This window comes from Lysobacter sp. TY2-98 (assembly GCF_003367355.1).
In the GTDB taxonomy this organism is placed as follows: Bacteria; Pseudomonadota; Gammaproteobacteria; order Xanthomonadales; family Xanthomonadaceae; genus Cognatilysobacter.
This window is the reverse complement of record NZ_CP031413.1, coordinates 146304-171939: the sequence shown is the minus strand read 5'-3', so window position 1 is coordinate 171939 and position 25636 is coordinate 146304. Positions and strand designations below refer to the sequence as shown.

The 25636-nt window shown below is 67.3% G+C and carries 20 protein-coding genes; 4 read left to right on the top strand and 16 right to left on the bottom strand.

Annotated features, from left to right (window positions below):
• Window positions 1-232 precede the first annotated feature (232 nt).
• The 3 genes from pilB to DWG18_RS00845 are packed head-to-tail and all read left to right on the top strand — an operon-like array spanning window position 233 to window position 4065.
• Entirely contained in the window at window positions 233-1933 is a 1701-nt protein-coding gene (pilB, locus tag DWG18_RS00855) for a type IV-A pilus assembly ATPase PilB (RefSeq protein WP_115647961.1), read from the top strand.
• Window positions 1934-1944: 11 nt separating this feature from the next.
• On the top strand, window positions 1945-3198 hold the full coding sequence (locus DWG18_RS00850) for a type II secretion system F family protein (protein WP_115644634.1): 1254 nt from the start codon (window positions 1945-1947) through the stop codon (window positions 3196-3198).
• Between the two features lie 3 nt (window positions 3199-3201).
• On the top strand, window positions 3202-4065 hold the full coding sequence (locus tag DWG18_RS00845; RefSeq protein WP_115644633.1) for an A24 family peptidase: 864 nt from the start codon (window positions 3202-3204) through the stop codon (window positions 4063-4065).
• Window positions 4066-4083: 18 nt separating this feature from the next.
• On the opposite strand, the gene coaE is transcribed toward DWG18_RS00845, so the two are convergent.
• The 4 genes from coaE to DWG18_RS00825 all read right to left on the bottom strand — a co-directional run bounded on the left by coaE (window position 4084) and on the right by DWG18_RS00825 (window position 9508).
• Entirely contained in the window at window positions 4084-4695 is a 612-nt protein-coding gene (gene coaE / locus DWG18_RS00840) for a dephospho-CoA kinase (protein WP_115647960.1), read from the bottom strand.
• 19 nt (window positions 4696-4714) lie between these two features.
• On the bottom strand, window positions 4715-5677 hold the full coding sequence (locus DWG18_RS00835; RefSeq protein WP_115644632.1) for a Nudix family hydrolase: 963 nt from the start codon (window positions 5675-5677) through the stop codon (window positions 4715-4717).
• Window positions 5678-5746: 69 nt separating this feature from the next.
• Window positions 5747-8473, bottom strand: coding sequence for a preprotein translocase subunit SecA (gene secA / locus DWG18_RS00830; RefSeq protein ID WP_115644631.1), 2727 nt, complete (start codon window positions 8471-8473; stop codon window positions 5747-5749).
• A gap of 138 nt (window positions 8474-8611) precedes the next feature.
• The gene (locus tag DWG18_RS00825) at window positions 8612-9508 is read right to left on the bottom strand and encodes a M23 family metallopeptidase (protein WP_115644630.1); all 897 of its coding nucleotides are present in this window, start codon (window positions 9506-9508) and stop codon (window positions 8612-8614) included.
• Here DWG18_RS00825 and DWG18_RS00820 point away from each other — a divergent pair.
• Entirely contained in the window at window positions 9492-9938 is a 447-nt protein-coding gene (locus DWG18_RS00820) for a DUF721 domain-containing protein (protein WP_240318559.1), read from the top strand. The two genes, DWG18_RS00825 and DWG18_RS00820, sit on opposite strands and share 17 nt — an antisense overlap.
• Before the next feature lie 259 nt (window positions 9939-10197).
• Here DWG18_RS00820 and lpxC read toward each other — a convergent pair whose 3' ends face one another.
• The 12 genes from lpxC to DWG18_RS00760 all read right to left on the bottom strand — a co-directional run bounded on the left by lpxC (window position 10198) and on the right by DWG18_RS00760 (window position 25550).
• Window positions 10198-11121 (bottom strand): UDP-3-O-acyl-N-acetylglucosamine deacetylase, encoded by a 924-nt coding sequence (gene lpxC, locus DWG18_RS00815; protein ID WP_115644629.1) that lies wholly within the window; start codon window positions 11119-11121, stop codon window positions 10198-10200.
• A gap of 379 nt (window positions 11122-11500) precedes the next feature.
• Window positions 11501-12730, bottom strand: coding sequence for a cell division protein FtsZ (gene ftsZ / locus DWG18_RS00810; protein ID WP_115644628.1), 1230 nt, complete (start codon window positions 12728-12730; stop codon window positions 11501-11503).
• A gap of 167 nt (window positions 12731-12897) precedes the next feature.
• Window positions 12898-14136 (bottom strand): cell division protein FtsA, encoded by a 1239-nt coding sequence (ftsA, locus tag DWG18_RS00805; RefSeq protein WP_115644627.1) that lies wholly within the window; start codon window positions 14134-14136, stop codon window positions 12898-12900.
• On the bottom strand, window positions 14133-15005 hold the full coding sequence (locus tag DWG18_RS00800) for a cell division protein FtsQ/DivIB (protein ID WP_115644626.1): 873 nt from the start codon (window positions 15003-15005) through the stop codon (window positions 14133-14135). Before DWG18_RS00800 ends, ftsA begins: the two co-directional genes overlap by 4 nt.
• The gene (locus DWG18_RS00795; protein ID WP_115644625.1) at window positions 15002-15982 is read right to left on the bottom strand and encodes a D-alanine--D-alanine ligase; all 981 of its coding nucleotides are present in this window, start codon (window positions 15980-15982) and stop codon (window positions 15002-15004) included. The genes DWG18_RS00800 and DWG18_RS00795 overlap by 4 nt, the downstream gene beginning before the upstream one ends.
• Window positions 15979-17418, bottom strand: coding sequence for a UDP-N-acetylmuramate--L-alanine ligase (murC, locus tag DWG18_RS00790; protein WP_115644624.1), 1440 nt, complete (start codon window positions 17416-17418; stop codon window positions 15979-15981). Before murC ends, DWG18_RS00795 begins: the two co-directional genes overlap by 4 nt.
• Window positions 17415-18521 (bottom strand): undecaprenyldiphospho-muramoylpentapeptide beta-N-acetylglucosaminyltransferase, encoded by a 1107-nt coding sequence (gene murG / locus DWG18_RS00785; protein WP_240318558.1) that lies wholly within the window; start codon window positions 18519-18521, stop codon window positions 17415-17417. The genes murC and murG overlap by 4 nt, the downstream gene beginning before the upstream one ends.
• Window positions 18518-19834: a putative lipid II flippase FtsW gene (ftsW, locus tag DWG18_RS00780; protein ID WP_115644623.1), complete on the bottom strand. Its 1317-nt coding sequence runs from the start codon at window positions 19832-19834 to the stop codon at window positions 18518-18520. Before ftsW ends, murG begins: the two co-directional genes overlap by 4 nt.
• Window positions 19834-20928, bottom strand: a complete 1095-nt coding sequence (gene mraY / locus DWG18_RS00775; protein WP_115644622.1) for a phospho-N-acetylmuramoyl-pentapeptide-transferase — start codon at window positions 20926-20928, stop codon at window positions 19834-19836. The genes ftsW and mraY overlap by 1 nt, the downstream gene beginning before the upstream one ends.
• On the bottom strand, window positions 20918-22294 hold the full coding sequence (gene murF, locus DWG18_RS00770; RefSeq protein ID WP_115644621.1) for a UDP-N-acetylmuramoyl-tripeptide--D-alanyl-D-alanine ligase: 1377 nt from the start codon (window positions 22292-22294) through the stop codon (window positions 20918-20920). Before murF ends, mraY begins: the two co-directional genes overlap by 11 nt.
• A complete protein-coding gene (locus DWG18_RS00765) occupies window positions 22291-23760 on the bottom strand; it encodes a UDP-N-acetylmuramoyl-L-alanyl-D-glutamate--2,6-diaminopimelate ligase (protein ID WP_115644620.1) in 1470 nt (489 codons plus the stop codon). Before DWG18_RS00765 ends, murF begins: the two co-directional genes overlap by 4 nt.
• Entirely contained in the window at window positions 23757-25550 is a 1794-nt protein-coding gene (locus tag DWG18_RS00760) for a penicillin-binding protein 2 (RefSeq protein ID WP_240318620.1), read from the bottom strand. Before DWG18_RS00760 ends, DWG18_RS00765 begins: the two co-directional genes overlap by 4 nt.
• Window positions 25551-25636: the final 86 nt, after the last annotated feature.

Below are 25636 nucleotides of genomic sequence, written 5' to 3'. Positions count from 1 at the left end.
GGACCGGCGGCTAGCGTGGCGCGTCACGCGCCTGTGCGCAACGCGTGAGGGTTGGACAGCAGCTGCGGAGCCGGCAACTGGCCTACCGACCCCGCTTCTGGGGACGGAAGGCCGTCCCGTCAGGACCGTCAAAAAGCGGACGCGTCCGCACAGCTTCATGCTGTTTTTGCGCTAGAGTCGGTAAAGGGGCTGGAAAAGGGTCAACATGAATACCGCCGTCGCCGCCAATCTGGTGGGCATCACGGGCATTGCCCGTCGTCTGGTTCTCGACGGCGCGCTCGACGAGAGCGTCGCCCGCGAGGCCATGGCCGCTGCGACCGCCGAAAAGAAGCCGCTCGCGACCTATCTGTCGGATCGCCGGCTCGTTTCGGCCGCGAGCATGGCCGCCGCCAACTCCGTCGAGTTCGGCGTTCCTCTGCTGGATGCGAACGCGTTCGACCCCGGCCAGTCGGCGATCAAGCTGGTCAACGAAGAGCTGTTGCGCAAACACGGCGTCCTGCCGCTGTTCAAACGCGGCAATCGGTTATTCGTGGGCGTTACCGATCCGACGAATTCGCACGCGCTCGATGAAATCAAATTCCAGACCAATCTCGCAGTCGAAGCGATTCTGGTCGACGCGGACACCATCACGAGGTGCCTTGATCGGTGGGCTGAGACGTCGGATAGCCTGAGTGAGGGCGGCGACGACGACGAAGGCCTGGAAAACCTGGAAGTCGGCAAGGACGACGATCTTGGCGCGAGTGGCGACTCCGGCGTCGACGCCAAGGGTGACGACACGCCGGTGGTGCGCTTCGTGAACAAGGTGCTGGTCGATGCGATCCGTCGCGGCGCGTCGGACATCCATTTCGAGCCGTACGAGACGGACTACCGCGTGCGCATGCGCATTGACGGCATCCTCAAGCAGGCCGCGAAGGCGCCGCAGAAGCTCGGTACGCGTATCGCCGCGCGCCTGAAGGTGATGGCGCAGCTGGACATCGCCGAGAAGCGGGTTCCCCAGGACGGCCGCATCAAGCTCAACCTGTCCAAGACCAAGCAGATCGACTTCCGCGCCAGCACCCTGCCAACCCTGTTCGGCGAGAAAGTGGTGCTCCGTATCCTCGACGGCAGCGCGGCGAAGCTCGGTATCGACAAGCTCGGCTACGAGGACGACCAGCGCGACCTGTTCCTGTCGGCGATCGCCAAGCCGTACGGGATGGTCCTCGTGACCGGCCCGACCGGCTCGGGTAAGACGGTGTCTCTCTATACGGCGCTGAATATCCTCAACGACGAGACGCGCAACATCTCAACGGTCGAGGACCCGGTCGAAATCCGCGTGCCGGGCATCAACCAGGTGCAGCAGAACCAGAAGCGCGGCATGACCTTCGCGGCCGCGTTGCGCAGCTTCCTGCGCCAGGACCCGGACGTGATCATGGTCGGCGAAATCCGCGACCTCGAAACCGCCGAGATCGCCGTCAAGGCAGCGCAGACCGGCCACATGGTGCTGTCGACGCTGCATACGAACGACGCGCCGCAGACCGTGTCGCGCCTGATGAACATGGGCATCGCGCCCTTCAACATCATCTCCTCGGTGTCGCTGGTCATCGCCCAACGCCTCGCCCGGCGCCTGCATGACTGCAAGCGGCCCTCGCAGCTGCCTGAGCACGCGCTCATCGCCGAAGGGTTCACGCCCGAAGAAATCGCGACGGGCTTCACGGTGTACGAAGCTGTCGGTTGCCCCGACTGCACGGAAGGTTACAAGGGGCGGACGGGCATCTATCAGGTCATGCCGATGACCGAAGAGATTCAGGCGATCATCCTCGAGGGCGGCAACGCCATGCAGATCGCGGCTGCAGCGCAGCGCTCCGGGATCCGGGACCTGCGCCAGTCGGCCCTGCTGAAGGTCCGGAACGGCGTCACCAGCCTTGCCGAAATCAACCGCGTCACAAAGGATTAAGGGACTGAGCCATGTCCGCGAGCCGCTCGACAGCCAAGACCACCGCCCGCGCCGGTGACGGAATGCAGACCTTCACCTGGGTCGGCAAGGACAAGCGTGGCGTGGTGATGAAGGGCGAGACGCCCGCGAAGAACATCAACCTCGTCAAGGCGGAGCTGCGTCGCCAGGGCATCACTCCGCAGACGGTGAAGCCGAAGGGAAAACCCCTGTTCGGCGCCGCCGGCAGTGCGATCAAGGCACGTGACATTGCGATCTTCAGTCGTCAGATCGCGACCATGATGAAGTCGGGCGTTCCGATCGTTGGCGCACTGGAAATCATCGCGAACGGCAACAAGAACCCGCGAATTCAGAAGCTGGTCAACACGATCCGCGCCGACATCCAGGGCGGCCAGTCATTCTCGGAGGCGTTGGGCAAGCATCCGGTCTATTTCGATGAGCTTTACCAGAATCTTGTGCGCGCCGGCGAATCGGCAGGCGTACTCGAGACGGTGCTCGACACCGTTGCGACGTACAAGGAAAACCTTGAAGCGCTTAAGAGCAAGATCAAGAAGGCCATGTTCTATCCGATCATGGTCGTTGCCGTGGCCCTTCTCGTCAGCGCGATTTTGCTGGTATTCGTCGTTCCCCAATTCGAAGACGTATTCAAGAGTTTCGGTGCGGATCTACCTGCATTCACTCAGATGGTCGTGAACCTGAGTCGATTCATGGTGGCGTGGTGGTGGTTGATGCTGGTCGGTGCCATCGGTGCGGTGGTCGCGTTCATCGCAGCCAAGAAGCGGTCGGTGGCCTTCCAACACTTCCTCGATCGCCTGATCTTGAAGGTGCCGGTCATCGGCCAGATCATGCACAACTCGGCGATTGCGCGTTTCTCGCGCACGCTCGGCGTCACCTTCCGCGCGGGCGTCCCGCTTGTCGAGGCAATGGATACCGTGGCGGGCGCCACGGGCAACATCGTCTACGAACAAGCGGTGCTGCGCATGCGTGACGACGTCGCCGTCGGCTATCCAGTCAATGTCGCGATGAAGCAGACGAATCTGTTTCCACACATGGTCATCCAGATGACCGCGATCGGCGAAGAGGCTGGCGCGCTCGATACGATGCTGTTCAAGGTCGCGGAGTTCTATGAGCAGGAGGTCAACAATGCGGTCGACGCGCTGTCGAGCCTGCTGGAACCGATGATCATGGTGTTCCTCGGCGTCGTGGTCGGTGGCATGGTGGTCGCGATGTACCTGCCGATCTTCAAGCTGGCCTCGGTCGTCGGCTGACCGGTGGCGTTCCTCGATCAGAATCCACAACTCGGCTATCCGCTCGTAGCAGGCTTCGGCCTGCTCGTCGGCAGTTTTCTCAACGTGGTGATCCTCCGGTTGCCGGCGCGGCTGGAGTGGACATGGAAGCGCGACTCGCGCGAGGTACTCGGGCTCGACGAGGTCTACGACCCGTCGCCTCCCGGCATCGTCGTCGAGCGCTCGCACTGTCCGCATTGCAAACACGTGCTGAGCTGGTACGAGAACATCCCGCTCTTCAGCTGGCTGGCGTTACGTGGGCGGTGCCGTTACTGCAAGGCGCCCATCTCGGCGCAGTACCCGCTGGTCGAACTCCTAACGATGCTGCTGTTCGTCGCGTGCGTTGCACGCTTCGGCTTCGGCTGGCAGGGCTTCGGCGCGATGGTGTTCACCGGCTTCCTGATCTCGATGTCCGGCATCGACCTGCGCACGCAGCTTCTGCCGGACTCGCTGACCCTGCCCCTGATGTGGCTGGGCCTGATCGCGGCGTCGGACCACCTCTACATCGCCGCCAAACCGGCGTTGATCGGCGCGGCGGTGGGTTACGCGAGCCTGTGGTCGGTGTGGTGGCTGTTCAAGCAGCTCACCGGCAAGGAAGGCATGGGCCATGGCGATTTCAAGCTGCTGGCCGCGATCGGGGCCTGGTGCGGGCTGCGCGGCGTGCTGCCGACGATCCTGATCTCGTCGCTGGTAGGCGCGATCGTGGGATCGATCTGGCTGGCGGTGAAGGGACGCGATCGCGCGACACCGATCCCGTTCGGTCCCTACCTGGCCGTCGCCGGCTGGATCGTCTTCTTCTGGGGCGAGGCGCTGGTCGACGGCTACCTGCGGTTTGCCCACCTGCGCTGAGCCACAGTTTGGCGTGAGCTACGCGCCCGCGAATCGCCGATAGCGCGCATCGAGCGCCTCGATGAGGGCCCCGAGCGCCTCGCGCTCGTTCCCATTGACCACCACGTCGTCCGCGATCGCCAGCCGCTGCGCGCGATTGGCCTGTGCGTTGATCATTCGATCGGCCAACGCGGCGTCGATGCCGTCGCGTGCGATGAGGCGTTCGCGCTGGACGTCGACCGGGGCATCGACGACCAGGATCCTCGCCAGATACGGATACGCCGCGCGGCCGCCGCCTTCGGCGAGCAAGGGAATCGCCGCGATCACGTAGGGCGACGTCGCCTCGCGGCATCGCTGCTCGATCGCGCTTCGCACCCGCGGATGGACGATGGCTTCCAGCGCGGCGCGGGCATCGGGCGCTTCGAACACGTGGCGCCGCAGGGCCGCCCGATCCAGCTGGCCGTCCGCCTGCAGCACGTCCGCGCCGAAGCGGGCGACCACCGCCGCAAGGCCCGGGCTTCCCGCCGCGACGACCTCGCGCGCGATGATGTCCGCATCGACGATCGTGATGCCGCGGGCCTCGAACAGGCGGGTGAGTTCCGACTTGCCCGAGGCAACGCCGCCAGTCAGGCCGATCACGTAGGGCTGCATGGCCACCTCCGCTGCCAGCCTAGCCGAGCGGCGCCGGGCCGAAGAAGCCGCGGATGCCGGCCACGCCTTGGGCACCGTGCGCGCGCGCGAACTCGACGTCGGACGGGCCGACGCCGCCGATCGCGTAGATGGGCAGCGATGCGGTTTCGCGCAACGCCGCAAAACCTGCCCACCCGATCGGCAGGCGATCGGGATGGGACGGCGTCGGCGCGACATGGCCGAGCACCGCGAAGTCGCAACCCAGACGCTCGGCGGCCGCGAGGTCCGCGGCGTCGTGGCAGGACGCGGCCACCGACACGTCCGCAGGTAACGGGCGAGCCCCGATGTCGGCCAGCTGCGCGGCCCGCAGATGCACGCCGACGCCCAGCTCACGCGCGCGCGCGATCTCGCCATTGAGCAGCACCTCGGCGCCCGCCGCTCGGCAGAGCGCCACAGCGGCGCCGACCGCCTGCGCCCATCGGGCGACCGGTGCCTGCGGCGAACGAAGCTGCACACGCCGGGCCCCGGCCTCCAAGGCCCGCGACAGCGCGTCGAGCCATGGCGCGACCTCCTCGCCCAGCGCTGGCGTCACCGCGTACAGCGGCGGCTGCAGCAGTGCGGCGACGACAGGTCGGTCCGCCGGCGGCATGTCGTAACGGACGAGCTTGTCGATCGGCACCCAGGCCAGCGCCTGCCCTTCGCGGCCGCGCGCGGTTCCGGTCCACGACTCGACGATGCGGACATCCAGCACCAGCGCCTTGTCGGGGTACTGCTGCGGAACGCGGATGAGTGGCGCGCCGACGCGCACATCGATGCCGAGCTCCTCGTGCAGTTCACGGGCGAGTGCCTGTTCCGGCGTCTCGCCTGGCTCGCACTTGCCCCCCGGAAATTCCCAAAGGCCGGCGAGGTCGCGGCCTTCGGTCCGACGCGCAAGCAAGACGCGGCCGCGCACGTCGCGGATCACGCCAGCGACGACGTGGATCGATCGCCGCGGCTCAGCCATGGGCCGGACACGACACCGGCGCGACCCTGAGGCCGCGCCGGTGAGGATTACCGCTCGTGCGATGGCCGATCAGGCGAGCTGGCCGTGGCAGTGCTTGTACTTCTTGCCGCTGCCACACGGGCAGGGATCATTCCGACCGATCGTGCCGGCGGCCGCGGCGGCGGCGCTGGCCGCGAGCACGTCGCCCGCTTCCTCGTCGGCACTGAAGCCGCCGACATCGGCGTGCTGAAACTGCATCTGGCGCGCCTGCGCCTCGAGCTGCGCGCGCGCGGCGGCTTCTTCCTGCGCGATCTCTTCCTCGGTGCGGATGCGCACGCGGGCCAGCAGCGTCACGACTTCACGCTTCACCTTCTCCAGCATCTCGGAGAACAGTTCGAAGGCTTCGCGCTTGTATTCCTGCTTGGGCTGCTTCTGCGCGTAACCGCGCAGGTGGATGCCCTGGCGCAGGTAGTCCATGCGCGCGAGGTGCTCCTTCCAGCTCTGGTCGAGCACGTTGAGCATGATGTGCTTCTCGAGCATGCGGGCGGTCTCGCTGCCCAGCATCTGCTCGCGATCGCTGAAGTGCTTGGTCACCGCGTCCTCGACGTGCGTCAGCACGCCTTCGGCGTCGAGTTCCGGCGACGCCTTCACCAGCGCGTCCAGGTCGAGCTGCACGCCGAAGTCCTCGGCGATCGTCGACTCAAGGCCGCGCAGGTCCCACTGCTCGTCGATCGAATTCGGCGGCACGAAGCGTTCGACCGTTTCGGCCACCACGTCGCCACGGATCGCCGCGATGTTCTCGGCGATGTCCTCGGCTTCGAGCAGCTCGTCACGCTGGCCGTAGATGACCTTGCGCTGGTCGTTGTTGACGTCGTCGAACTCGAGCAGGTTCTTGCGGATGTCGAAGTTGTGCGCCTCGACCTTCCGCTGCGCATTCGCGATCTGCTTCGTGACCAGCGGCGACTCGATGATGTCGTCTTCCTTCAGGCCCATGCGCGCCATGACGCGCTGCACCCAGTCGGCCGCGAAGATGCGCATCAGGTTGTCTTCGAGCGACAGGTAGAAGCGCGACGAACCGGGGTCGCCCTGGCGGCCCGAGCGGCCGCGCAGCTGGTTGTCGATGCGGCGCGACTCGTGGCGTTCGGTGCCGATGATGTGCAGACCGCCGGCGGCCTTGACCGCTTCATGCCGCGCCTGCCATTCCGACTTCAGACGCTGCTTCGTGACTTCGTCGACTTCCGTGCCGTTCGCTTCGAGCGCGGCGAGTTCGGCTTCCAGCGAACCGCCCAGCACGATGTCGGTACCGCGGCCGGCCATGTTCGTGGCGATCGTGATCGCCGCCGGGCGACCCGCCTGCGCGACGATGTGCGCCTCGCGCTCGTGCTGCTTCGCGTTGAGCACTTCGTGGGGGATACCCGCTTCGGTCAGCTGCTTGCTGAGCATTTCCGACACTTCGATCGACGTCGTGCCGACCAGCACCGGCTGCTTCTTCTCGTGCGCGGTCTTGATCTCGTTGATCACCGCACGGAACTTGCCGTTGCGGTTGAGGAAGACCGCGTCCGGATGGTCCTTGCGGATCATCGCGCGGTTGGTCGGGATCACCGTGACTTCCAGGCCGTAGATGCTCTGGAACTCGTAGGCTTCCGTATCGGCCGTACCGGTCATGCCGGCCAGCTTGTTGTACATGCGGAACAGGTTCTGGAAGGTGATCGATGCGAGCGTCTGGTTCTCGCGCTGGACCGGCACGCCTTCCTTCGCCTCGACCGCCTGGTGCAGGCCGTCGGACCAGCGACGACCCGGCAGCGTGCGGCCGGTGAACTCGTCGACGATGACGACTTCGCCGTCGCGCACGATGTAGTCGACGTCACGCTGATAGATCGAATGCGCGCGCATCGCCGCATTGAGGTGGTGCACGACGCTGAGATGGCGCGGGTCGTACAGCTCGTCGTCCTCGCCGAGGATGCCGGCTTGGCGCAGCAACTCTTCCGCGTGCTCCTGGCCCGCTTCGGACAGGTGCACCTGCTTGGCCTTCTCGTCGACCCAGAAGTCGCCCTCGCCCTCTTCCGTCGCCTGACGGACGAAGCTCGGGACGATGCGGTTGACCTTGATGTAGAGCTCCGGCGATTCGTCGGCCGGGCCGGAAATGATGAGCGGCGTGCGTGCTTCGTCGATCAGGATCGAGTCGACTTCGTCGACGATCGCGAAATTGAGGCCACGCTGCACGCGGTCGGCCTTCGACAGCGCCATGTTGTCGCGCAGGTAGTCGAAGCCGATCTCGTTGTTGGTCGCGTAGGTGATGTCCGCGGCGTAGGCGGCGCTCTTGTCCGAATGCGGCATGCCCGGATAGACGACGCTGGTGGTCAGGCCGAGCCAGCCGTAGAGCTTGCCCATCTGCGCGGCGTCGCGGCGGGCGAGGTAGTCGTTGACGGTGACGACGTGGACGCCCTTGCCTTCCAACGCGTTGAGGTAGACCGGCAGCGTCGCGGTCAGCGTCTTGCCTTCGCCGGTGCGCATCTCGGCGATCTTGCCCAGGTGCAGCACCATGCCGCCGATCAGCTGCACGTCGAAATGACGCATGCCGAGCACGCGCACCGAGGCCTCGCGGCAGACCGCGAAGGCTTCGGGAAGGATCTTGTCGAGCGATTCGCCGTTGGCGATGCGCTGCTGGAACTCCGGCGTCTTCGCCTTCAGCTCCTCGTCGCTGAGCTTCTGGATCTGCGGCTCGAGGGCGTTGATCTTGTCGACGGAGCGCTGCAACTGGCGCAGGAGACGTTCGTTGCGGCTGCCGAAGACACGGGTGAGCAGGCTGTTGAGCATGACGGACCGGTTGAAAAAGGGGCTGCAGCGACGTTCGAACGTCGCCACCAATAAAAAAGGGCGCTGGGCGCCCTTTTACGGCATCGCGGATTGTAGCTGGAGGCGGTCGGCGGCGTTTGCAAGCCAGCCGGTTGCCGGTCAGCCGCGCAGCGCGTCCTGAAGGAAGGGACGCGGATTCACCACGCGACCGTCCTGCCAGACTTCCAGATGCACGTGGGCGCCGGTGGAGCGGCCGGTCGAGCCTGCCTTGGCGATTTCATCGCCCGCACGGACGAGTTCGCCTTGGCGACGCTCGAGTTGCGAGTTGTGCGCGTAGCGCGTCACGTAGCCATTGCCGTGGTCGATTTCGACCACATTGCCGTAGCCCGAGCGCTGGCCGACGAAGCTGACCACGCCGTCCGCGACCGCCAGCACCGGGTCGCCGGTGTTGGCGGAGAAATCGATGCCCTTGTGGAACTCGCCGCCGCCCGCGATCGGGTCGGCGCGATCGCCGAAGCCGGAGGTGACGTAGCTGTCGCGCACCGGCGCGCGCGAGGGCACGGAGGCGAGCGTGAGCTGGCGGTCGGTCAGCAGGGTGTCGAGCACGGTGAGCTGATCGCCCGAGCTGCGCAGCTGTCGCGAGAGCAGGTCGAGGCTCTGGCCCAGCTCGGCCTTGGGCATGTCGTGGACCGGACCCGCGCCGCCGACGCCCACCGGGCGGTCGAAGTCGAATTCGCCGTCCTTGAGGCCACCCATGCGGGTCAGTCGGTCACCTAGCGCATTGAGACGGTTGGCCTGGGCCTGCAGCTCGCCGACGCGCGCTGCGAGCGCGTTGATTTCGCGCTGCGCCTGCGCGGGCGATTGCCGCGCGATCTGTTGCTGGTAGTGCTGACGGGAGATCGCCGAGCCGGCGACACCGCCCGCGGCCAGCAGCGCAAGGCCGCCGGCCATGAAGACGGAAAGCGCCAGCGCCGGGCGCCGGGCCGCGCGTTCGCCGAGGAAGGCGAGCGCATCGCTGATGAGATCGCGGGGATTTACGATGGTCGAAACGGTCATAGGTCCGATGTCAGATTCCACGCCCAGATCCCGGAAGAAGGCCACCGGTCCCGCCCGTGCACCGCTCGATGCGCTGCTGGAGGGTCCGGGCGGCGACCCCGTGCGTCGAGCCCTGTGGCTCGATGACCTGGACGGTCGATTACGCCCATGCCTGCCCGCGGGGCTGGCCGCGCATGCGCGGCTCGCGAACTACGATCGCGGGAGGCTCGTGTTTGTCGTCGACGCTCCGGTCTGGCAGGCCAAGCTGCGGCTGGCCGGTCCGGAACTCCTTCATGCGGCCCGTTCCCTCGGGCTTGCTGCGGACGACGTCGTGATCAGGACATCGCCGGGGACGTCCACCGACCGACCGGTCAGGGCACCTCGTCCCATGTCCGCCGAAGCGCAGAAGGCGCTGCAGGCGGCGTTGGCATCGCTGAGGGACGTCGAATAGTCCCGTACGCGTGATGCGCCTCCCGTACGGCGTGGTATGCCGGACGGCGAGGTGGCGGCATCGTACGCAGCGGATGACCGAGGGGTGTTAACACCCCGGTAAGCGAGGCGACGGTTTCGTTAAGACGGGGTTATTCGTCACCGGAAATTCACCGGCGTGACGACGAACGGTCGTGAGGCGCACCCCCAAAACGACTGCGGCGCGACCCTAAAGGCCGCGCCGCGCGATGCAAGTCGTTGATTGGAAAGGACGAGCCCGCTCAGATCGTCCCGAGCGCCGGCAGACCCGGCGTGCCGAACGCGACCGGCGTCGGCTCGGAATCGGTGAACGTCACCTCTTCCCACGCGCCCTGCTCGGCGAGAAGCGCACGCACCAGCTTATTGTTGAGCGCGTGGCCGGACTTGTAGCCCTCGTAGGCGCCGATGATGGGGTGGCCGGCGAGATAGAGGTCGCCCACCGCGTCGAGGATCTTGTGGCGCACGAATTCGTCGGCGTAACGCAGGCCGTCGTCGTTGAGCACGCGGAACTCGTCGAGGACGATCGCGTTGTCCATCGAGCCGCCGAGGCCGAGGTTGCGCTCGCGCATGTACTCGAGATCGCGCATGAAGCCGAACGTACGCGCGCGGCTCACTTCGCGGATGTAGGCCTCGGTCGAGAAGTCGACGACCGCACGCGATTGCGAGGCGGGGATCGCCGGATGGTCGAACTGGACGGTGAAGCCGATGCGGAAGCCGTCATGCGGCGAGAAGCGCGCGAACTTGTCGCCGTCGCGCACTTCGACCTCGCGCGTCACGCGGATGAAGCGCTTCGGCTTTTCCTGCTCGGCGATGCCCGCCGATTGCAGAAGGAAAACGAAGGGGCCCGCGGAGCCGTCCATGATCGGCACTTCCGCCGCGGACAGCTCGATGTAGCAGTTGTCGATGCCGAGACCCGCGAGCGCGGACAGCAGGTGCTCGACGGTCTGGATCTTCGCGGCGCCGCAGCTCAGGCCGGTGCAGAGGATCGTCTCGGTAACGAGATCCGCACGCCCCGGCACTTCGGCAACGGGATCGAGATCGGTGCGCCGGAACACGATGCCGGTGTCGATGGGCGCCGGGCGCAGCGTCATGAACACCTTTTCACCGCTGTGCAGACCGACTCCGGTCGCGCGGATGGTGTTCTTGAGAGTTCGCTGGCGGGGCATGGGGCGTGGTCGAGCCTGGTACGTACCGGACGAAAAAGTTAACACGGGGTCGGCTGAACCTGAACGGAAAAGCCGGCATGGGCTGTTTCACCGACGGGACATAAGCGGCACCCGGCGTGAACGCGAGGTCATGTCACGGGTTCGCGGCGCTGACGATCCGACCACCGGTAAGCCCGAACGGAAAACGGTGGGATGCCCGAAGGCATCCCACCCCAAGCGACGGTCGACGGACGGCGACCGAAGTATTCGACGTCGCACGGATGCGACGCACTGCAGCACCCGATGCGCGCGGCATCGGCGGTGACGCGCCCGCACCGGTGCCGTGCACCGATGACGGGATGCCGCGACCGACCGCATCGCGGTCGGCGCGTACGGAACCTCAGTCGGCCTGGCGACGCAGGAAGGCCGGGATGTCGAGGTAGCTGTCACCGCCGAAGTCCGCGACCGCCGGCTGCGACGCCGGTGCCGACGGCGCGGCATCGACACGCGTGCGCAGGCCGCTGGTGAAGCTCGGCACGCTGTTCGACACGTTCGGCGAGTACGCGTTGGTGATGTCCTCGATCGGCATGCCGGTGGTGCCGTCGCGCTTGGTGGCGACGACCTGCATCTGCGGACGACGCTGCGGCTCGAAGTTGCTCGAACGCGTGACCGCGCGATTGAGACCCGTCGCGACGACGGTGACGCGCACTTCGTCCTGCATGTCCGGATCGAGCACGGTACCGATGACGACGGTCGCGTCTTCGGACGCGAACTGCTCGACCGTGCGGCCGACTTCGTCGAACTCGGCCATCGTGAAATCCGGGCCGGCGGTGATGTTGACGAGGATGCCGTTCGCGCCCGACAGATTGACGTCGTCGAGCAGCGGGTTCTGGATCGCGGCTTCGGCCGCGGCCTGCGCACGATCGTCGCCGCGCGCGGCGCCGGTGCCCATCATCGCGAGACCCATCTCACTCATGACGGTGCGCACGTCGGCGAAGTCGACGTTGATCAGGCCCGGACGGACGATGAGGTCGGCGATGCCCTGCACGGCGCCGAGCAGCACGTCGTTGGCGGCACGGAATGCCTGGATCATCGTCGCGTTGCGACCGAGCACGGTGATCAGCTTTTCATTCGGGATGGTGATCAGCGAGTCGCAGTGCTGGCTCAGCTCGTCGATGCCCTTGAGCGCCACCTGCATGCGGCGGCGGCCTTCGAACGGGAACGGCTTGGTCACGACGGCGACGGTCAGGATGCCCATCTCCTTCGCGAGCTGCGCGACGACCGGCGCGGCGCCCGTACCGGTGCCGCCACCCATGCCAGCGGTGATGAACACCATGTCGGCGCCCTGCAGCGCGTCCATGATGCGATCGCGATCTTCGAGCGCGGCCTGGCGGCCGACTTCCGGATTCGCGCCGGCACCGAGGCCCTTGGTGACGTTGCCACCGAGCTGCAGCTGCAGCTTCGCGCCGCAGTTCTTGATTGCCTGCGCGTCGGTGTTGGCGGTGATGAACTCCACGCCGTCGACGCTCGCGTTGACCATGTGCGCCACGGCATTACCGCCACCGCCGCCCACGCCGACGACCTTGATGACCGCATTCGGCGCCATCTTCTCGACCAGTTCGAATTGCATGTCCGTTGTCCTCATTGTTGGTGCAGGCATTCGTTTCGTCCCCGATGCCTGCTTTATTTGATGTGTATTGTTGCTGATGTACGAAACGCTGTGTGTCGTCGCTACGAAAATTTCTTCAACTTTTTTTTGCTTCTTCGCCCGCCCGCGACCAACGACGCGTTCTGCCTTCAGAACTCGCCGCGATACCAGTTCTTCAACTTGCTCAGGAAGCCGCCCGCACGACCCGTCGGCAACATCGGCCGACGCGGGTTTTCGATCTGGCTTCCCATCAGCAGCAGGCCCACGCCGGTGCCATGCACCGGGTTGCCCACCACTTCACCCAACCCGGTGACGTGCTGCGGAATCCCCACGCGCACCGGCATCTGCAGCATCTCTTCGGCGAGTTCGACCACGCCTTCCATCTTCGATGCGCCGCCCGTCAGCACCATGCCGGCGCGGACGTGCTGCTCGAAGCCGGAACGGCGCAGCTCGGCCTGCACCATCTCGAAGATTTCCTCGTAACGCGCCTGCACCGCCTGCGCGAGCGATGCGCGCGGCATGCGACGCGGCGGACGGTCACCCACGCTCGGCACCTGGATCGACTCTTCCGCCGTCGCCATCTGCGACAGCGCGCAGGCGTAGCGGACCTTGATCTGTTCGGCTTCCGGCGTCGGCGTGCGCAGCATGTGCGCGATGTCCTCGGTGACCTTGTCGCCGGCGATCGGCAGGCTCGCGCTGTGCGCGATCGCGCCCTGCACGAACACTGCGATGTCGGTGGTGCCAGCGCCGATATCGACGCAGACCACGCCGAGTTCGCGCTCGTCCGGCGTCAGCACCGCCTGCGAGGAAGCCAGCACCGACAGGATCAGGTCGTCGACCGCCAGCCCGCACTTCTGCACGCACTTGCTGATGTTCGCGGCGGCCGACTGCGCGCAGATCACCAGGTGCGCATGCACCTCGAGCCGCACGCCGGTCATGCCGACCGGGTTGCGGATGCCTTCCTGCGAGTCGTCGAGCACGTAGTCGCGCGGGATCGCGTGCAGGATCTTCTGGTCGGCCGGGATCGCGACCGCCTTCGCCGCGTCGAGGACGCGATCGAGATCGGCGTACGTGACTTCGCTGTTGTCGCGGATCGGCGCGATGCCCTGCGAATTGCGGCACTGGATGTGGCTGCCGGAGATCGAGGCGTAGACCGAGCGGATCTCGCAGCCGGCCATGAGCTCGGCCTCCTCGATCGCGCGCTGGATCGACTGCACGGTCGAATCGATGTCGACGACGACGCCGCGGCGCATGCCGCGCGACTCGTGCGAGCCGAGTCCGATCACTTCGATCGGCTGGCCGGGCAGGTATTCGCCGACCAGCGCCGTCACCTTGGAGGTGCCGATGTCGAGGCCGACGATGAGGGATTTGTCGCCCTTGCGGTTCATGTGAGAGACGAAGTGGGGAATCGGGGGAGGACGAACGCGGCGCGCGGCGCCTGCGTCGCGGAGAGGGCGCGCTTGAGCGTGTCGATTGCGGCGGCCCAGGGCGTGGCCGGGATCACGGCAGCGGCGGTCGCGGGCTTCGCCGGTGCGGGCGCCTGCGGCGTGCTCCACACGAGTGCGAAACCGTTGGTGTAGCGAAGGTCGGCGCGCTCGATGTGGCGCTCGGGATTGACGAGCAGCTGCGGCATCAGGCGCACGAAACGCCCAATGCGGGCGCGTGCTTCGGCGCGGCCGACGATGACCTGCGTCGGAATGCCGCCGTGGGCGCGATCGAGCAGCGTGAGCGTCCAGCTGCCGCGCGGATCGAGCACGACGGTGTCGACCTGCATGCCGATCGGTGCGAACAGCGTGCGCGACTGCTGGTACAGCTCGACCACGTCGCGCGTGCGCGCATCCGGACCGGCGAAATTCGGCAGACCGGGCGGCACCTGCGCACCACGCGCGTCAAACAACGCGCCGCGGTCGGACAGCAGGCGATCCCTGCCCCAGCGCGCGAACGGGCGGTGCTCGGTGATCGACACCTCGAGGACGTCCGGCCAGCGCTTGCGCACCTGCGCCTGGTCGACCCACGGCAGCTTCGCGACCGCGGCCTGCGCCCCCTGAAGATCGACGGCGAAATAACCGTGCTTCGCGTACGGCAGCAACGCCGCCTGCACGAGCTTCGGGTCGACATGTTCGAAACGGCCCGTCGCGCGTAGATGCGTGAGCGGCCAGCGCTCGGCGCCGATCCATCCGCGCAGCACGGCGACCACCGGCAGCGCGACGAGCGCCACCGCGATCAGCCAGCCGGCGAGACGGAGCATCGGGTTCACGCCGCGGCACCTCCGCGCGCGAGGCTCGACTCGAGCACGCGCCAGCACAGGTCGGCGAATTCGATGCCGACCTGGCGCGCGGCCTTGGGCACCAACGAATGGCTGGTCATGCCGGGCGCGGTGTTCACTTCGAGCAGGAAGAACTGGCCGGCGCGGCGATCGCGCATGACGTCGACGCGACCCCAGCCTTCACAGCCCGCGGCCTTGAACGCTTCGACGGCGATGCGACGGATCTCCGCCTCGCCGTCGCCTTCGAGACCCGGACACAGATACTGCGTGTCCTCGGCGATGTACTTGGCGTTGTAGTCGTACCACTCGCCCTTGGGGACGATGCGGATCGACGGCAGCGCGACGAAGTCGTCGCCGTTCGCGATGACCGCGACGGTAAGTTCGTCGCCGACGACGAGCTGCTCCATCAGCATCTCGCCCGGATAGCGCGCGGCGAGTTCGACGGCTTCGTCGAGGCCCGCGTTGTCGTGCACGCGCGACACGCCGACGCTCGAGCCTTCGCACGACGGCTTCACGATCACGGGCAGGCCAAGGCTCCGTCCCGCGGCATGCACGTCGTCGCCCTTCTTCAGGCGGATGTAGCGCGGCGTCGGCAGGCCCACGCTCAACCACACCTGCTTGGTGCGGATCTTGTCCATCGACAGCGCGGAGCCGAGCACGCCCGAACCGGTGTACGGAATGCGCAGCGCTTCGAGCAGGCCCTGCAGCACGCCGTCCTCGCCACCGCCCTTGTTGCCGTGGAGGATGTTGAACACGCGGTCGACGCGGCCGTCGCGGATCGCATCGACCAGCGCCGGAATGCCGTCGACGCCGAATGCATTCACGCCCTTCGACTGCAGTGCCTCCAGCACGTTGCGACCGGAGTCGAGCGAGACTTCGCGCTCGGAACTGGTGCCGCCCATGAGCACGGCGACGCGGCCGAACACGGCCGGATCGGTGACGCGCGACGGGACGATGGCGATGCTCACGAATCCGCTCCTTCGAAACCGTGGGCCGCGATCTGCTGCGCGGCGTGGCCGATGTCGCCCGCGCCCATCATGAGCAGCAGGTCATCGGACTTGAGAACGTCGGGCAGCACGCGCGCGAGATCCGCAGCACGCGACACGACGACAGGTTCGGTGCGGCCACGCGCGCGAATCGCGCGGGCCAGCGATTTCGCATCGGCGCCCGCAATCGGTGCTTCGCCGGCCGGATACACCTCGGTCAGCACCAGCACGTCAACTTCCGACAGCACCTGCGCGAAGTCGTCGAACAGGTCGCGCGTGCGGCTGTAGCGATGCGGCTGGAACGCGACGACAAGGCGCTTGTCGCCCCACCCGCCACGTGCCGCCTTGAACACCGCTTCCAGTTCCTTGGGGTGATGGCCGTAGTCGTCGACCAGCGTGACCGTGCCACCGCCGGTGACCGGTACCTGCGCGAGCAGGTTGAAGCGGCGGCCGATGCCCGCGAAGTTTTCCAGCGCGCGGCAGATTGCCGCCTGCTCGACCCCGAGCTGCCAACCCACTGCCGCCGCCGCGAGTGCGTTCTGCACGTTGTGGCGACCCGGCAGTGCGAGCGTCGTCTCGCAGCGCGTGCCGTCGGGCATGCACAACGTGAAACGCATGCGCGCGCCCTGCTGCACGACGTTCTCGGCGCGCACGTCGGCCTCCTCCGAGAACCCGTACGTGAGCACATGACGCGTCGCATTCTTCGCGAGCGCCGCCACTTCCGCATCGTCGATGCACAGCACGGCAAGGCCGTAGAACGGCAGGCGATGCAGGAACTCGTCGAACGCCGCCTGGACCTTGGCGAAGTCGCCGCCGTAGTTCTCGAGGTGGTCGGCATCGATGTTGGTGACGACGGCGATCTGCGGGTTCAGGCGCAGGAAGCTGCCGTCGGACTCGTCCGCTTCGGCGACCAGCCAGTCGCCACCGCCGAGCTTCGCGTTCGCGCCGGCCGCGAGCAGCTGACCGCCGATCACGAACGTCGGGTCGATCCCACCCTCGCCCAGCACGCTGGCGGTGAGCGACGTCGTGGTGGTCTTGCCGTGCGTGCCGGCGATCGCGATGCCACGCTTGAACCGCATCAGCTCGGCGAGCATCTCGGCGCGCGGCACGATCGGAATGCGCTGCTCGCGCGCGGCCATCAGTTCGGGGTTGTCGGCCTTGATCGCGCTCGACACGACGAGGCATTCGACGCCGTCGACGTTCTTCGCATCATGGCCGCGATGCACGGTGATGCCGAGGCGCGCGAGACGGCGCGTCACCGCGTTGTCGGCGTTATCCGAGCCGGACACCTGGTAGCCCAGCGTGCACATGACCTCGGCGATGCCGCTCATGCCGACGCCGCCGATGCCGACGAAATGCACGCGCGCGCCGCCCTTGTCGGCGTTGTCGAGCAGGCGGTGGCGATGCGTTGCGATCATGCGGCGCGATCCATGGCGATCTGTTCCATAACAAGGTCGGCGACGTGCGATGCGGCGTCGGGCCGGGCCAGCGCGCGTGCGGCGTCGGCCATCGGCCGCAGCTCGGCGCGCGAGGCGAAGGATTCGAGGGTGTCGGCGAGCTTCGCGGCGAGGTGCTCGTCCTGCGGCAGCAGGCGCGCGGCGCCGCGCTCGACGAGGAACTGCGCGTTCTTGGTCTGGTGGTCGTCTACCGCCTGCGGGAACGGCACGAGCACGCTGGCCACGCCGACCGCGCAGACTTCCGCGAGCGTGAGCGCACCGGCGCGGCAGACCACGAGATCGGCCCACGCGTAAGCAGCGGCCATGTCGGCAATGAAAGGCTCGACGCTGGCGTCGACGCCAGCCTCGCGATACGACGCGATCGCCGCATCGAGCATGCGTTCGCCGCACTGATGCCGCACCTGCCAGCGCGTGCGATCGCGCTGTGCGGCGATCGCGGTGGGCACCGCGCGATTCAACGCCGCAGCACCCTGGCTACCGCCGAGCACCAGCAGGCGCAGCGGGCCGTCACGGAATTCGAAGCGCGTCGATGGCGGCGCGACGTCGGCGATCTCGGTACGCACCGGATTCCCGACGACTTCTTCCTTCGCGAAGCTGCCCGGGAATCCCGTCAGCACGCGGCGCGCCATCTTCGACAACACGCGATTGGTCATGCCCGGCGCGCGGTTCTGTTCGTGCACGAACAGCGGAATGCCGGCGAGGCGCGCAGCGAGGCCGCCCGGGCCCGCGGCGAAGCCCCCGAAGCTGATTACCGCCCGCGGACGACGGCGCGACAGGATCGCGCGTGCAGCCGACACCGCCGACATCAGCTTGAACGGCGCGGCGAGCAGCGTTGCCGCGCCTTTGCCGCGCACGCCGCGGATCGCGATCGTGTCGACGTCGATGCCGTGCGGGGGCACCAGCCGCGTTTCCATCCCGCCTTCGCTGCCGAGCCAGCCCACGGCAACGCCGCGGCGGCGCAGCTCGTGCGCAACGGCAAGGCCCGGGAAGATGTGCCCGCCCGTGCCGCCGGCGAGGATCATCACGCCGATCTCTGCATGCGCGTTGGCGCGAACGTCGGTCATGCGCTGCGTCCGAACACCGGTTCGACGCGCGGACGCAGGCGGTTGGTGCCGCGCGTGTCGTTGCGGCCGATGGGCGCAGGCGACACTGGCGCTGCCGCCATCGGACGCGCGGCCGGCATATCGGACTGACCTGCCGCTGCCGGCGCACCGAATGCATCGCGACGCAGCGCCACCTGGCGACGGGCGCGCTCAAGCTCGTACGAGATGCGCAACAGCAGCCCCATCGCACCCAGCGTCATCGCGAACGACGAGCCGCCGTAGGAGATCAGCGGCAGCGTCAGGCCCTTGGTCGGGAGCAGACCGAGGTTCACGCCGATCGACACCGTGCTCTGGATGCCGATCCACAGCGCGATGCCGAACGCGCAATAGCCCGCGAAGTGACGGCGCATCTCCACGCACTGCAGGCCGACCCACATCGCGCGGGCGACGAGGCCGGCATACAGCGCGATGACGAGGCACACGCCGACGAAGCCGAGTTCCTCGGCGATCACCGCCATGATGAAGTCGGTGTGCGCTTCGGGTAGGTACGAGAGCTTGTGCACGGACGCGCCTAGCCCTGCACCGAACCATTCGCCGCGGCCCACCGCCATCAGCGCGTTCGCGAGCTGGTAGCCGTCACCGAACGGATCGGCGAACGGATCGGTGAACGAGGTGAGGCGACGCACGCGGTACGGCTCGAGCAGGATCATCGCGCCGAGTGCGGGCAGCAGCGCGAACAGCGGGCCGACCAGGCGCGGCAGGTTCGCACCACCGAGCACCAGCATGCCCGCCGTCATCGCGAGGATCAGCGCCGACGAACCGAAGTCCTTCTGCACGGCCAGCAGCACGCCCGCGAACGCGCAGGCGACGCCGATCACCTTGATGATCGCGCGCCACGATGCACTCACCTCTTCGCTGAAGCGCTTGAGGTAGGCCGCGAGCCACACGACCATCATGAGCTTGACCGCTTCCACGGGCTGGAAGTTGGTGAAGCCGAGATTGATCCAGCGACGCGCGCCCTTCACCGTCACGCCAAGGCCCGGCACCGCGACCACCAGCAGCAGCACGAGGCCGACGATCGGCATCCACTGCGCATAGCGCTCGATGGTCTTGAGCTCGATGCGCATCATCGCCATCGCGGCGACGGAACCGGCGAACAGGAACACGAGGTGGCGCGTCAGGTAATACGTCGGGCTCGCCGCCTGCGCGACCGAGCTCGAACCCACCATCACCACGCCCAGGCACAGCAGCGCGCCGATCAGGCCGAGCAGCCACGAATCGAAACGACCGGTGATGGCGTCGAGGCGCGTGGCCTGGCGGGAAGACATGTCCATCAGCGCACCTTCAACGTCGCGAGGCCGATGAGGACGAGCACCACCGAGATGATCCAGAAGCGCACGATGACGCGCGGCTCGGGCCAGCCCTTGAGCTCGAAGTGATGGTGGATCGGTGCCATCTTGAAGACGCGCTTGCCGGTGAGCTTGAAGCTGGCGACCTGGATCATCACCGAGAGCGTCTCGATGACGAAGATGCCGCCCATGATCACCAGCACGAGTTCCTGGCGGACGATCACCGCGATCGTGCCGAGCACGGCGCCGAGCGCGAGCGCGCCGATGTCGCCCATGAACACCATCGCGGGATAGGTGTTGAACCACAGGAAGCCCAGGCCCGCGCCCGCGATCGCCGCGCAGATGACGATGAGTTCGCCCGCGCCCGGGATCTGCGGGATCTGCAGGTAGTTCGAGAACACCGCGTTGCCCGACGCATACGCAAACACGCCCAGGGCGCAGGCGACGAGCACCGTCGGCATGATCGCGAGGCCGTCGAGGCCGTCGGTGAGGTTCACCGCGTTCGAGAAGCCGACGATCCACAGATAGGCGATGAAGACGAAGGACACGCTCACCAGCGGCAGCGCGACCTGCTTGAAGAGCGGGATGTAGAACGTCGTCGCCGCGGCCACGCCCGGGTTGGCGTAGTAGTAGAGGAACAGGCCGGCAGCAAGGCCGAACACCGACTGCAGGAAATACTTGGTGCGCGACCGCATGCCATTGGGATCGCGCTTGACGATCTTGATCCAGTCGTCCCACCAGCCGATCGCGCCGAACGCAACCATCACCGCCAGCACCAGCCACACGTAGCGGTTGCGCAGGTCACCCCACAGCAGCACCGACGCGAGCACCGTCAGCAGGATCAGCGCGCCGCCCATCGTCGGCGTGCCCGCCTTCGAGAAGTGCGACTGCGGGCCGTCCTTGCGGATCGGCTGGCCGCCCGCCTTGAGCTGGCCGAGGCGGCGAATGACCGCCGGCCCCCACCAGAGCGAGAGGAACAGCGACGTCAGCGCGCTGAGGATGCCGCGGAACGTGAGGTAGCTGAAAAGCCCGAAGTGGCTCTGCAGCTGTTCGAGCCAGCGGGTGAGTTCAAGCAGCATGCGAGTGTCCGTTCAGTAGCGCAGCGACGATGCGATCCATCGCGCTGCCGCGGGAGCCCTTGACGAGCACGCGCACGTCGGCGGACAGGTCCGCGCGCAGCGCTTCGGCGAGTGATTCATGGGTAGCGAAGTGGCGCGCATTCGCACCGAACGCCTCGGCGGCGGCCGCGCTCAGCGGGCCCAGGGCGTAGAGACGCGCGATGCCGGCTTCACGGGCGCGCGTACCGGCCTGGGCATGCAGCGCGACGGCGTCGTCGCCGAGTTCGCGCATGTCACCCAGCACCAGCCACGACGCACCCGGCATCGCCGCGAGCGTATCGATCGCAGCGGCGAGCGAACCCGGATTCGCGTTGTAGCTGTCGTCGATCAGCGTCGCGCCGCTGCGCAGGCGATGCGTGACCAGGCGGCCTGCGACAGGTCGCGCGGCCGACAGACCCGACGCGATCGTCGACAGCGGAACGCCGGCGCCGATCGCGAGCGACGCTGCGGCCAATGCATTGCGCACGTTGTGACGGCCCGGCATCGCGAGTTCGACTGACGCCTCGCCCTGCGGCGTGACGATCGTGAAACTCGAACCGTTCTCGCTGAGTGCGATGTCGCGCGCGGTGACGTCGGCGCTGGTCTCGAGGCCGAAGCGGATATGACGACGCCCCGCCGCACGCTCGGCGAAGAACGGCGCGAAGCTGTCGTCGGCGTTGATCACCGCAACGCCGTCGGCCGGCAGCGCGTCGTAAATCGCGGCCTTGGTGTCGGCGACGCCGAGCAACGAGCCCATGCGCTCCAGGTGCGCGGGCGCGATGTTGTTGACGATGGACACGTCGGGCCGCGCGATCGCGGTGAGATACGCGATGTCGCCCGGCTGGCCGGCGCCCATTTCGTAGACGGCGAACTGCGCGTCTTCCGGCGCATCGATCACCGCGAGCGGCAGGCCGATCTCGTTGTTGCGATTACCGGGATTGCCGTAGGTGCGACCGGCCTGTTCGAGGATGGCGAGCGTGAGCGTCTTCACGCTGGTCTTGCCGTTGCTGCCGGTGATCGCGACCACCTTCGTCGAACGCGACGCCTGCACGCCGCGCGCGAGATCGGCAAGCGCGAGCTGCGTATCACCGACCAGCACCTGCGGCAGGTCGCCGGTGATGCGCGACACCAGCGCGGCGCCGATGCCGGCGTCTGCCGCAGCGGACACATGGTCGTGCCCATCGAAATTCGCGCCCTTCAGCGCGACGAACAGGCTGGACGCGCATACCGACGGCTCGACGGAGCTGAGCCCCCGGGTATCGGTGAGCAGACGGTCGACGACGATGTCCTCGCCGACGACACGGCCCGCGGTCATCGCGGCGATATCGGATAGACGCAGCGGCCTCATGCGTGCACCTCCAGCGCTTCGCGCGCCACTTCGGTGTCGTCGAACGGATGCTTCACGCCCGCGACTTCCTGGTAGGGCTCGTGGCCCTTGCCGGCGACGAGCACGACGTCGTCGGCGTTCGCGTCACCAATCGCGCGCTGGATGGCGACGCGGCGATCGCGCAGCACGATGGCGCGCGCGCGATCGGAAAAACCGTCGAGGATGCCGGCGACGATCGCATCGCCGTCCTCGCCGCGCGGGTTGTCGTCGGTGACGATCGCGACGTCGGCCAGACGCTCGGCGATCGCGCCCATCTGCGGACGCTTGCCGGTGTCGCGTTCGCCACCGCACCCGAACACGCAGATGAGACGACCGCGCGTGTGCGCGCGGAGTGTCGACAGCGCCTGTTCGAGCGCGTCCGGCGTGTGTGCGTAGTCGATGACCACCAGCGGCTGGCCGGCGGCGCCGAGGCGGTTCATGCGGCCGTGGATCGGCTGGAGACGCGACAGCGTCCCGGCGACATCGGCGACATCCGCGCCTAGTGCGTGCAGGACGCCAGCGACCGCGAGCAGGTTGTCGACATTGAAGCGGCCGAGGAGCGGCGAATGCACGGGCGCCCTCGCATCGCCGCCAACGAGCTCGAACGTGATGCCAGTGGCGTCGAGTGAGACGTCGGCCGCGCGAAGCGTCGCACCGGCCGCCGCGCGCGAACTCACGCCGACACCGCGCACCGTCGACGGAAGCGCATCGAACAGCTGGCGGCCGTAGTCGTCGTCGAGATTGACCACCGCCGACGCGAGACCCGACCAGCCGAAAAGGCGCGCTTTTGCCGCGCCGTACGCCGCCATGGTGCCGTGGTAGTCGAGGTGGTCCCGGGTGAGGTTGGTGAACACCGCAACGTCGAAACGCACGCCGTCGACACGGCCCTGGTCGAGCGCATGCGAGCTGACTTCCATCGCGAGCGCGTCCGCGCCTTCGTCACGCATCGCGCCGATCAGCTGGTGCAGCTTCAACACCAGCGGCGTAGTGAAACCGGTCGGTTCGGTGCGGCCGTAGAGGCCCGCGCCCAGCGTGCCGACGGTGCCAGCGGTGACGCCGCGAAGAGTCCACGCCTGCGCGATCAGCTGCACCGTCGAGGTCTTGCCGTTGGTACCGGTGACGCCGACGACGGTCATCGATTCGGTGGCGCGACCGTGGAAACGGTGTGCCATTTCGCCGAGACGCGTGCGCAGGTCGGGTACCGCGATGGCGTCGACCGGAGCGGGAACCTCGGCCGGCGCCGGCGGCTCGAACAGCACCGCGGACGCGCCGCGCGCCTTCGCCGCATCCACGAAACCGAGGCCGTGCGCGCCAAAGCCACCGATCGCGACGAACGCATCGCCCGGCGTGACTTCGCGGCTGTCCTGCACGAGACCGGAAACGACCAAGTCGACGGGGATGCCGTCGACGTCGGGAAGCAGTTCGGCGAGTCGCATCGTGCGCGTCATGGCGTCACCGGTGCGGCTTCGAAGGGGATGTCGACATCGTCGTCCGATGCGACGGGTGCCGGCATCGGCGCCGGGGTCGGCGCTGGCGCGGTGGCGACGCTGTTTCCGTGCGTGAGCTTGTCCTGCGCGGCGAGCCAGGTCTCGATGTCGTCCGGCGGCACGTCCATCAGGCGCAGCGAGCCTTCCATCACCGACTTGAACACCGGCGCGGAGACGAGGCCGCCGAAGTAGCCCTTGCTCGGGTCCGGATCGTTGACGACGACGACGGTCGCGAAGCGCGGGTTGTCGACCGGCACAATGCCGGCGAAGTACGAGAGATAGCGCTGCGAGTAACCGCCGCGACCATTGAACTTGCGCGCCGTGCCGGTCTTGCCGGCGACGTGATAACCGAGGATCGCGCCCTGCGTCGCGGTGCCGCCCGGCTCCGTCACCGTCTGCATCATCTTGATGACTTCATGCGCGACCTTCGGATCGAGCACCTGACGCGTCTGGCCGTGTTCGCCCTTCACGAAGGTCGGCGTGGTCAATACACCGTGATTCGCGATCGCGGCGTAGGCGACGGCGATCTGCAGCGGCGTCGCCGACAGGCCGTAGCCGTACGAGATCGTCGCCTTCTGCAGACCATTCCAGCGCGACGGCGGCGCGAGCACACCCGACACTTCGCCTGGGAAGCCACTGCCCGGCTTGCTGCCATAGCCGAAGCGCTTGATGAACTCGTAGAAGTAGCGATCCTGTAGCTTGGCCGAGATCTTCGACGCGCCGATGTTCGAGCTCTTGGTGATGACGCCCGTGACGGTCTGCAGGCCGTAGTTGCTGTGATCGCGGATCGTGTACTTGCCGAGCTTCATCCAGCCCGGCGAGAGATCGATCGGCGTCGTCGGCGTCACTACGCCGGCGGTGAGCGCGGCAGCAATGGTGATCGGCTTCATCGTCGAGCCGGGTTCGAACACGTCGGTGATCGCGCGGTTGCGATGGGCCTCGCGGTCGGACGTCGACACGGCATTCGGATTGAACGTCGGCAGGTTCGCCATCGCCAGCACTTCGCCGGTGGTGACGTCGAGGGTGACGATCGAACCACTTGATGCGCCATGCTCCATCAACGCCTTGCGCAGTTCGCGGTAGGCGAGGAACTGCATGCGACGGTCGATGGTCAGCGTGAGATCGCGACCGGGCTCGGCCGCGCGCACCAGATCGACGTTCTCGATGATGCGACCGTGGCCATCGCGCAGCACGCGCTTCGCGCCGGGCTTGCCGCGCAGCCATTCATCGAACGCGAGCTCGAGGCCCTCCTGGCCTTCGTCGTCGACATTCGTGAAGCCCAGCACGTGCGCCATCGCTTCACCCTGCGGGTAGAAGCGACGGTATTCGCGCTGGCTGGCCACACCCGGAACGCCGAGCGCGAGGATCTTCTTCGCCTCGTCCGGATTGATGCGGCGCTTGAGGTAGAGGAATTCCTTGCCGGCCTTCTGGCTGAGCTTGCGCTGCAGCACGTCGACCGGCACACCCAGCGCATCGGCGAGCTGCGGCAGGCGATCGGGATTCTTCAGCAGTTCCTGCGGATTGCCCCAGACCGATTCGACCGGCGTCGATACCGCGAGCGGCTCGCCGTTGCGGTCGGTGATCATGCCGCGCGACGTCGCGATCGGGATCTCGCGCAACGAACGCGCCTCGCCCTGCGCGACGTAGAAGTCGCGATCGAGCACCTGGATGTAGAACGCGCGGGCGACCAGCGCGAACGAGCACAGCCCCATCGCCGCGGCGATGCACAGCAGGCGCATGCGCACGTCCATGCGCGAACGACCGCGCGCGCCACCCGCCCCACCGAGCAGTGCGCGCAACCGGCGCGCGACATCGCTGCCGCGGCTGTTGGCGTTGC